Origin of the sequence: Bradyrhizobium sp. AT1 (genome assembly GCF_001590795.1) — a bacterium.
In the GTDB taxonomy this organism is placed as follows: domain Bacteria; phylum Pseudomonadota; class Alphaproteobacteria; order Rhizobiales; family Xanthobacteraceae; genus Bradyrhizobium.
In genome coordinates, this window is the sequence record NZ_JXDL01000001.1 from 2,515,481 (window position 1) to 2,523,650 (window position 8,170).

Genomic DNA, 8,170 nt, shown 5'->3' on the forward strand with positions numbered 1-8,170 from the left:
AGGCGTGGGCGTGCCTGACGAGCGGCAGGATCACGTCGGCACAGGCGGGATCCTTGAACTCGGCCATGCTGTCGGCCGCCGCGGCCGCCACGATCCTTTCAGGATCGACCAACAGCTTCACCAGCGCGCTCGCTGCCTCGGGCCCGTCGAACTCGCCAAGCGCCATCGCGACCTGCTGGCGTACGCCGGCGTCGGGATCGGCGACCATGTTGGCGAGATGCGGAACCGCGGCCGGATCGCCGGAATGGCCGAGCGCGATGATGGCGACGCGGCGCTCGGCGGGATCGGCGGCCTGAAGCCGTTCGTCGGCGTCTTCGAGATCGTCGTAGGATTCGAACGGGCTCGACATGGTCACCTCAACAAATAGGGAATGTTGACGGTGACGGCACCGGTCGGACAATCGGCTTCGCAGGGCATGCAGTACCAGCACTCGTCATAGGCCATGTAGGCCTTGTTGGTCATGTCGCTGATGCGCAAGACGTCGAGCGGGCAGACGTCGACGCACACCGTGCAGCCCTTGTCCGCGATGCATTTGGCGTCGTCGACGACCACCGGAACCGATGTCTGATAGGACGCGAGAGGCATGTGATGTCTCCTGTTGCTTATGCGCGGTGGATCAGGCGGAAGCGCGGATGCGCTGCTTGTCGTAGAGGTCCTTTTCGTCGTCGGCGATCGGGACGACGTAAGGCTCCACGGCGCGTTTCTCGCTGGTCATCTTGCCGTCCTGCTTGGACAGCAGCGTGTGGCAGAACCAGTTCTCGTTGTCCTTTTCCGGGAAGTCCGTGCGCCAATGGTAGAGGCCCCAGCGGCTCTCCTCGCGGTAGAGCGAGGCGTGCGCGGCCATGTCGGCGCAGTCCATGATCGACTGCACTTCGAGGGCGCGGAGCAATTCGTGCGCGTTACGTGCGATCATGCGCTCCTGCATGTCCTCCCGCGCCTCGGCGAGACGGCGCATGCCGAGCTCGTATTTGCGCGTGACCTTCGGCGGCTGCAGATAGTCGTTGACGAGGCGGCGGGTCTTGTACTCGACCTGGTTGGGCGGAATGCCGTCCTCGCGCTTCGTGGGCGCCATCACGCGGTCGCGCTCCATCGCGACGTCAGCGGCGTCGAACTCCGCGAAATCGTGGTTGTCGGCGAACTCCATCGCGTCAATGCCGGCAACCGCTCCATTGGTGAAGGCGCCGAGCATGTAGTTATGCGGCACGCTCGCCATGTCGCCGGCGGCATAGAGGCCCGGCACGGTGGTGCGGGCATTGTCGTCCACGAACACGCCGGAGGCGCTGTGCCCAGAGCAGAAGCCGATTTCGGAGATGTGCATCTCGATCGAGTCGTTGCGATAGTCGACACCGCGTCCCTGCTGGAACAAGCCACGCGTCGGGCGCTCCACCTTGTGCAGCGTGGATTCGATCTCGGAAATGGTGTCGGGATGAAGATGCTTGAGCTGAAGGAACACCGGGCCCTTGCCTGAAAGCAGCTCGTTGTAGAACTCCAGCATCATCTGGCCGGACCAGTAATCGCATTCGATGAAGCGGGAACCTTCGTTGTTCGCGGTGAAGGCCCCGAAGGGGCCGGCGACATAGGCGCAGGCCGGGCCGTTATAGTCCTTGATCAGCGGATTGATCTGGTAGCATTCGAGGTTCGCGAGCGCCGCCCCGGCATGATAGGCCATCGCATAGCCGTCGCCGGAATTGGCGGCGTTCTCGTAGGTGCCGAACATATAGCCGGAGGTCGGCAGGCCCAGGCGGCCGGCGGCGCCCATGCAAAGGATCACGGCCTTGGCTTTGATCACCAGCATCTCGGCGGTGCGGGTGTTGACGCTAACGACACCTGCGATGCGACCATCGGCAGACTTGAGCAGCCGCGTCGCCATGTAGCGGTTCGAGATCAGGATGCGGGCGCGGCGGAGCTGGCGATACAGCGCCTTCTTCACGGTTTCGCCGTTCGGCATCGGCAGCACGTAGGTGCCGATGTGATGCACCTTCTTGACGGCATAATCGCCGTTCTCGTTCTTCAGGAAGCGGATGCCGAAGCTGTCGAGCTCCTCGATGATCGAGTAGCAGTTCTGCGCGTATTTATAGACGGCCTTCTGATCGACGATGCCGTCGTTGGCGATCGTGATTTCCTTGGTGTATTGCTCCGGCGTCGCATAGCCGGGGATGACGGCGTTGTTCAGGCCGTCCATGCCCATCGAGATCGCACCGGAGCGCTTGACGTTGGCCTTTTCGAGCAGGACGACGTTGGCCTTCGGGTTCTTCAGCTTCGCTTTCAGCGCGGCCATCGGGCCGGCCGTGCCGCCGCCGATCACCAGCACATCGCAGGAAACCTCCGAAAGTCCGTCGACGATCTGATCTAGTGACATCACTTGCTCCTGGTTCGCCGATCCCCGGCGCCTTTGCGTCAGACTTGTTCAGGTGGATGTCCGGCGATAGCAATTAGTTGTCGTCGGACAGCGATTTGGTCTCAGCGCTCGACAAAGGCCTTTTCGATCACGAAGTGGCCGGGCTGGCTGTGGTTGCCCTCGACGAAGCCGCGGGCGGTGAACATCGCGGGCAGTTCCTCGAGCATCGCGGGACTGCCGCACAGCATGATGCGATCGGTCTCGATATCGAGGCCTGGTAGCCCGATATCGTCGAACAGCTGGTTGGAGGCGATCAGATCGGTGATGCGGCCGCGGTTCCGGAACGGCTCGCGGGTGACGGTCGGGTAATAGACGAGCTTGTCGCGGATCAGCGGCCCGAAGAATTCGTGATTGCGCAGGTCGTCCACAAGGTGCTCGCCATAGGCGAGCTCGGAGACCTGTCGACAGCCATGCGCAAGCACGATGGTCTCGTAGTTCTCGTAGACATCGGGGTCCTTGATCAGGCTGGCGAACGGCGCAAGGCCCGTGCCGGTCGAGAGCAGCAAGAGGCGCTTGCCGGGAATGAGATTGCCGGTGATCAGCGTGCCCGTCGCCTTGCGGCCGACGAGAATGATATCGCCCTCCCTGATCTTCTGCAGGCGCGAGGTCAGCGGGCCGTCCTGCACCTTGATCGAGAAGAACTCGAGCGCCTCCTCGTGATTGGCGCTGGCCATGCTGTAGGCCCGCATCAACGGCTTGCCTTCGACCTCGAGCCCGATCATCGCGAACTGACCGTTCTGGAAACGAAAGCCGGGATCGCGCGTCGCGGTGAAGCTGAACAGGGACTCAGTCCAGTGCCGGACCGACAAAACCGTTTCCCTCTGAAATGCGCTCATGGTCTCTCCTTCTCGATGGCGTCAAGGTCACGAAGAGAAGAGAGTCCGGCAATTCGGAAGTGAGGTTCCCAGTCGATTAGTTTCACATTTCGCGGACGATGATCGAGCAGAAGGCAGTGAAGGCGGCACCACGCATCCGCTTCGGCAATTAGTTGCTATTCGTCCGGCTCCCCGTCGACGTAGGAAGAAGCTGGAGGTTCGTCATGACCATGACCCTGGTGGCACCGACCGTTGCCGACTATGAAACCAGCGCAGATCTAGCCGCGCTCCTCGTCCGCACTGCGCAGGACGACGCGCTCAGCGTGCCCGCCGAAACGCTCCGCCTCTCCTGCAAATGCGCCCATTGCACCCGCGCCCGCTTCGACGGTCGATTCCCGGAAACGTTCCCGGGCATTGCGATCACCGAGATCGGCGATCTCGGCTACGGGCTGAACATCGCGTTCTCGGATGGGCACAACCGGGGGATTTACCCGAAGACGTATCTACTGAGCTTGGCAGGGCGGTAGGCCGCACTCACCGAGAGCTCGTCATTCCGGGACGCCCGAAGGGCGAGCCCGGAATCCATAACCCCCGCTCGTGGTTATGGATTCCGGGGCTGCGCGCTTTGCGCGCATCCTGGAATGACGGAGGGCCTTCATCTGGCACGGACATTGCTCCTCTTTAGAACAGTTTGAACGTTCCGGAGGCAGACGATGTTGCAGGCGGCGAATTCGGTTCGCGGGGCTGTGCCCCCGGTAGTCCGGCCTGCGGGCAGTTCCTCGCTGCTGCTCACCGAGAACCAGCAATGGATCGGCGGTCCACCACCGCTGATGGACAAGCTCTCGCCGCGCGAGCGGGAGTTGGTGCTGAAGCAGGGCCGTCGAAAGGTCCTGAACCGCGGCCAGACCTTGTTCAGCCAGGGCGGCAAGCATGACGGAATCTGGCTGATTGAGAGCGGCCGTATCCGCGTGTTCTACACCTCGCCGCTCGGGCGCGAGATCACGCTGGCCTATTGGCATGTCGGCAATTTCGTCGGCGGGCCCGAAGTGTTCGAAGGCACCGTGCATCAATGGTCCGGCGTCGCCTCCAGCAATTGCAGCGTGGTGCACCTGCCCGGCAAGGAGTTGCGGTCCCTCGCCGCCGAGATCCCGAATCTTGCCATCGGCCTGATCGAAGGCCTCACCTTCAAGGGCAAATGCTATTCGGCCCTGGCGCAGATGCTGGGAACGCGGTCGATCACCCAGCGCCTTGCGCATCTCCTGCTGCATCTCGTCGAGCTCTACGGCGTCGAGGACGCCGATGGCCGCGTCATCGCCGCCGCGTTCACCCACGCCGATCTCGCCCACATGGTCGGCGCCACCAGGCAATGGGTCACGATCAGCCTGAAACGCATGCAGGAAAAGGGAATCGTGCTGACCAAGCGGTCGCAGATCGTGGTCTGCCGCACCGACGTGCTGGAGGAGATGCGCGGTCACGCATCCGACTAGGGGAATTTGCGGCCAAGGCCGATGCACAGGCAAGCGGCTTTATAGTGCAGGACTGCTCAAGGAGTATGCAATCACCTTTTCCCGGCAACTAATCGACTGCTGTCGTCACTCCGGATTTGCCCTGCCCCCTGCCTCACCCAATCATGGCAACCACAGCACATCCAACCGAATGAGGATGAGAATGGTCCGCCATCTTCCCACGCTCTCGATCGCGATGTCGGTGACGTCGCTGGCACTACTCGTCACGCAGCCGGCTTGGGCGGAAACCGTCACGCTCGGCATCGGAACGCAGGACACCACGACCAACACCGTGACCGCCGGCGTCGTCATCCGCCAGCTGCATCTCCTCGAAAAGTATCTGCCCAAGGACGGCAAATACGCGAACATCAAGTTCGAACTGGAGTGGCAGAACTTCACCTCGGGTCCGCCCGTCACCAATGCGATGATGGCGAACAAGCTGCAGATCGGCATGATGGGCGACTATCCGCTGATCGTGAACGGCTTCACCTTCGAGAGCAACCCCGAGAGCAAGAGCCGGCTGATCGGCATCGCCGCCTACAGCCTGTCCGGTTCGGGCAATGGCCTCGTCGTCCACAAAGATTCGCCCTATTACGACCTCGCTGATCTCAAGGGCAAGCTCGTCAGTGTGCCGTTCGGCTCCGCCGCGCACGGCATGGTGCTGAAGGCGATGCAGGACCGCGGCTATGCCTCCGATTTCTTCCAGCTCGTCAGCCAGAGCCCGGAGGTCGGCTCGACCAACCTGCAGGAGAAGAAGATCGACGCGCATGCCGACTTCGTTCCCTTCGCCGAGCTGCTGCCGTTCCGCGGCTTTGCACGCAAGATCTTCGACGGCGTCGAGACCAATTTGCCGACCTTCCACGGCATCGTTGTCCGCACCGACTTCGCCGAGAAATATCCGGAGGTCGTCGTCGCCTACTTCAAGGCGCTGATCGCCGCCAATCAGTGGCTGCGCGACGATCCCAAGCTCGCCGCCGAAAAGATCCAGGAATGGACCGGCATCAGCAAGGAGGTCGTCTACATCTTCCTCGGCCCGAGCGGCAACATGACCACCGATCCCACGATCAAGCCGGCGCTGATCGATGCCGCCGCAATCGACGTCAAGGTGCTGCAGAACCTCGGCCGCATGAAGGAGTTCGATCCGAAGAAGTGGGTCGACGACAGCTACATCCGCAAGGCCTATGCCGAGATGAAGCTCGATTACGACGCGCAGCTTGCCAGCACCAGGAATTACGAGATCTCGGGCGAAGACAGCTTCTGCAAGAAGCCGGTCGCCGATCCGCGCAAGGCCGGCGAGGTCTGGGTGGATGGGGCCGGTATCATGCCCTTCTCGTCGGCCAGCTGCACGCTCGGCGCCTATGCCGACTACAAGGCCAAGGGCAAGAAGATCAACGTCGCCTATGTCTTCGACACCACGCGGGGCATCAAGCTGTTCGCTGACCAGGCCTTCTTCGCAGTCGGCAACGGCGAGGTCGCCCCGTTCCTGCTCAAGAAGGACGCCGAGGCTTATGCGACCAAGATCAGCGGCAAGGTGCTCGGCTTCGATGATGCGGTGAAGGCCGCTGTCGGCGGAGGCAAGACGTGAGCAGCCCCGCCCTCGTCCGACATCCCGAGGACAGCATGCCGGCAACAGCCATTGCAGAGGCGGGCCCTGCGCCCGCCGCCATCACCCCGCCCACGGCGCCGCCTTCCTTCGGCACGCTTGCGCTGCGCTGGTACCGGCTCAATCGGGCGGGCCTGCGCGCGATTGCGATCGGCCTGATTTCTCTGCTCGCCTTCCTGCTGGTCTGGCACCTGCTCACGACCTATCGCGTCGTGTTCTTCGTGCGCTTCACCAACGTGCCCTCGCCGCTCGCGGTCTACGCCAGCTTCAGCAAGGCGATCCATGACCCCAAATTCCTGATGCACGTGTTGCTGAGTTGCCGGCGCATCTTCATCGGCTTCTCGCTCGCCGCCATCGTCGGCGTGCCGCTCGGCCTGATCATGGGCCGTTTCAAGCTGGTGCACGAGATCGTCTTCCCGGTGGCCGAAGTGCTGCGGCCGATTCCGGCGATCGCCTGGGTGCCGATGGCGATCATGCTGTGGCCGACCAACGAGCAGAGTATCGTCTTCATCACCTTCCTCGGCTCGTTCTTCCCGATCCTGGTCAACACGCTGCACGGCATGTCGCTGGTCGATCCGGTGCTGGTGCGCGCCGCGCAATGTCTCGGCGCGCGTGAGCGCTCGATCTTCCGCGAGGTGTATTTCCCGGCCTCGATGCCGCACATTTTCACCGGCCTCACCGTCGGCATGGGCGTCGCCTGGGTCTCGCTGATCGCCGCCGAGATGATCTCCGGGCAATACGGCATCGGCTACTTTACCTGGGAGGCCTATTCGCTGGTCCAGTACGCCGACATCGCGCTCGGCATGATCGCGATCGGCGTGCTGGGGCTCGGATCGAGCGTCCTGATCAGGGGCGCGGGAAAATTGGTGATGCCGTGGAGGACGACGTGAGCGAGATCGCTGCGAGCGCATCGAAGGGCCATATCGAGGTCAAGAACTTCTCCCTCGCCTATGAGACGATCGAGGGGCCGGTGCAGGCCGTCACCGACACGCAGATCCATGTCAAGCCGGGTGAGTTCGTCTCGATCGTCGGCCCCTCCGGCTGCGGAAAATCGACGCTGCTGAATGCGGTGGCCGGCTTCCTCAAGCCCACCACGGGCATCGTCACCGTCGACGGCGAGCGCGTCAACGGCCCCAGTGCCGAGCGCGGCATGGTGTTTCAGCAATATTCGCTGTTCCCCTGGAAGACGGTGCGAGAGAATGTTGAGTTCGGCCTGAAGATGCGCGGCATGCCGCGCTCCCAGCGTGAGCGCGCCGCACGCACGCTGCTCGGGCTCGCCGGCCTCGAAGCCTTTGAGAAGCACTATCCCGAAAAACTCTCCGGCGGCATGAAGCAGCGCGTCGGCATCGTCCGTGCACTGGCGACGGGGCCGAAGGTGCTGCTGCTCGATGAACCGTTCGGTGCGCTCGATGCGCAGACCCGCGTCATCATGCAGCAGATCCTCACCAACATGTGGCAGCGGCTGAAGATCTCGGTGCTGTTCGTCACCCACGACATCGACGAGGCGATCTTCCTGTCCGACCGCGTCTACTGCATGACTGCTCGTCCCGGCTCGATCAAGGCGGAGATCCCGATTCCCCTTGAACGGCCGCGGCAGCAATCGATGATGATGTCGTCGGAGTTCCTGGCGTTGCGCCGCGGGCTGATGTCGCTGATCCGCGAGGAAAGCCTGAAAGCCATGGGCGGCGAGATCAACGACATGGGCATGCAGGGCCTGAGCATCGAGTTGCACGGGCACTCGCTGGCGGATGTGATTTGAGGCAGCCAGCGCTCTTACTTCCCTTCTCCCCTTGTGGGAGAAGGTGCCTTGCCGAAGGCAAGGCGGATGAGGGGTCTGCGTCCGCAAACT

9 protein-coding genes are annotated in these 8,170 nt (G+C 62.8%); 5 read left to right on the top strand and 4 right to left on the bottom strand.

The features are described 5' to 3' along the window. The 4 genes from SE92_RS12040 to SE92_RS12055 all read right to left on the bottom strand — a co-directional run. On the bottom strand, positions 1-349 hold a 349-nt coding region (locus SE92_RS12040; protein WP_198172618.1), incomplete at its 3' end, for a HEAT repeat domain-containing protein. 2 nt (positions 350-351) lie between these two features. Continuing rightward, positions 352-585, bottom strand: a complete 234-nt coding sequence (locus SE92_RS12045) for a 4Fe-4S dicluster domain-containing protein (RefSeq protein ID WP_007593252.1) — start codon at positions 583-585, stop codon at positions 352-354. A gap of 31 nt (positions 586-616) precedes the next feature. Then, entirely contained in the window at positions 617-2,359 is a 1,743-nt protein-coding gene (locus SE92_RS12050) for a fumarate reductase/succinate dehydrogenase flavoprotein subunit (protein WP_063195898.1), read from the bottom strand. 101 nt (positions 2,360-2,460) lie between these two features. After that, entirely contained in the window at positions 2,461-3,234 is a 774-nt protein-coding gene (locus tag SE92_RS12055; protein ID WP_063195899.1) for a ferredoxin--NADP reductase, read from the bottom strand. Positions 3,235-3,443: 209 nt separating this feature from the next. On the opposite strand from SE92_RS12055, the gene SE92_RS12060 reads away from it, so the two are divergent. From SE92_RS12060 to SE92_RS12080, 5 genes are all read left to right on the top strand, one after another. Then, positions 3,444-3,740, top strand: coding sequence for a gamma-butyrobetaine hydroxylase-like domain-containing protein (locus SE92_RS12060; protein WP_063203480.1), 297 nt, complete (start codon positions 3,444-3,446; stop codon positions 3,738-3,740). 186 nt (positions 3,741-3,926) lie between these two features. Then, on the top strand, positions 3,927-4,700 hold the full coding sequence (locus SE92_RS12065; RefSeq protein WP_063195900.1) for a Crp/Fnr family transcriptional regulator: 774 nt from the start codon (positions 3,927-3,929) through the stop codon (positions 4,698-4,700). Between the two features lie 181 nt (positions 4,701-4,881). Then, a complete protein-coding gene (locus SE92_RS12070; RefSeq protein ID WP_063195901.1) occupies positions 4,882-6,303 on the top strand; it encodes an ABC transporter substrate-binding protein in 1,422 nt (473 codons plus the stop codon). Beyond that, complete coding sequence (locus SE92_RS12075) at positions 6,300-7,211, top strand: ABC transporter permease (RefSeq protein ID WP_157095354.1); 912 nt, start codon at positions 6,300-6,302, stop codon at positions 7,209-7,211. Before SE92_RS12070 ends, SE92_RS12075 begins: the two co-directional genes overlap by 4 nt. Continuing rightward, positions 7,196-8,080, top strand: a complete 885-nt coding sequence (locus SE92_RS12080) for an ABC transporter ATP-binding protein (RefSeq protein WP_157095356.1) — start codon at positions 7,196-7,198, stop codon at positions 8,078-8,080. Before SE92_RS12075 ends, SE92_RS12080 begins: the two co-directional genes overlap by 16 nt. Positions 8,081-8,170: the final 90 nt, after the last annotated feature.

Coding starts and splice junctions, on each gene's coding strand:
- SE92_RS12045 (WP_007593252.1), bottom strand. CDS start 585: ATGCCTCTCGCGTCCTATCAGACATCGGTTCCGGTGGTCGTCGACGAC.
- SE92_RS12050 (WP_063195898.1), bottom strand. CDS start 2,359: ATGTCACTAGATCAGATCGTCGACGGACTTTCGGAGGTTTCCTGCGAT.
- SE92_RS12055 (WP_063195899.1), bottom strand. CDS start 3,234: ATGAGCGCATTTCAGAGGGAAACGGTTTTGTCGGTCCGGCACTGGACT.
- SE92_RS12060 (WP_063203480.1), top strand. CDS start 3,444: ATGACCCTGGTGGCACCGACCGTTGCCGACTATGAAACCAGCGCAGAT.
- SE92_RS12065 (WP_063195900.1), top strand. CDS start 3,927: ATGTTGCAGGCGGCGAATTCGGTTCGCGGGGCTGTGCCCCCGGTAGTC.
- SE92_RS12070 (WP_063195901.1), top strand. CDS start 4,882: ATGGTCCGCCATCTTCCCACGCTCTCGATCGCGATGTCGGTGACGTCG.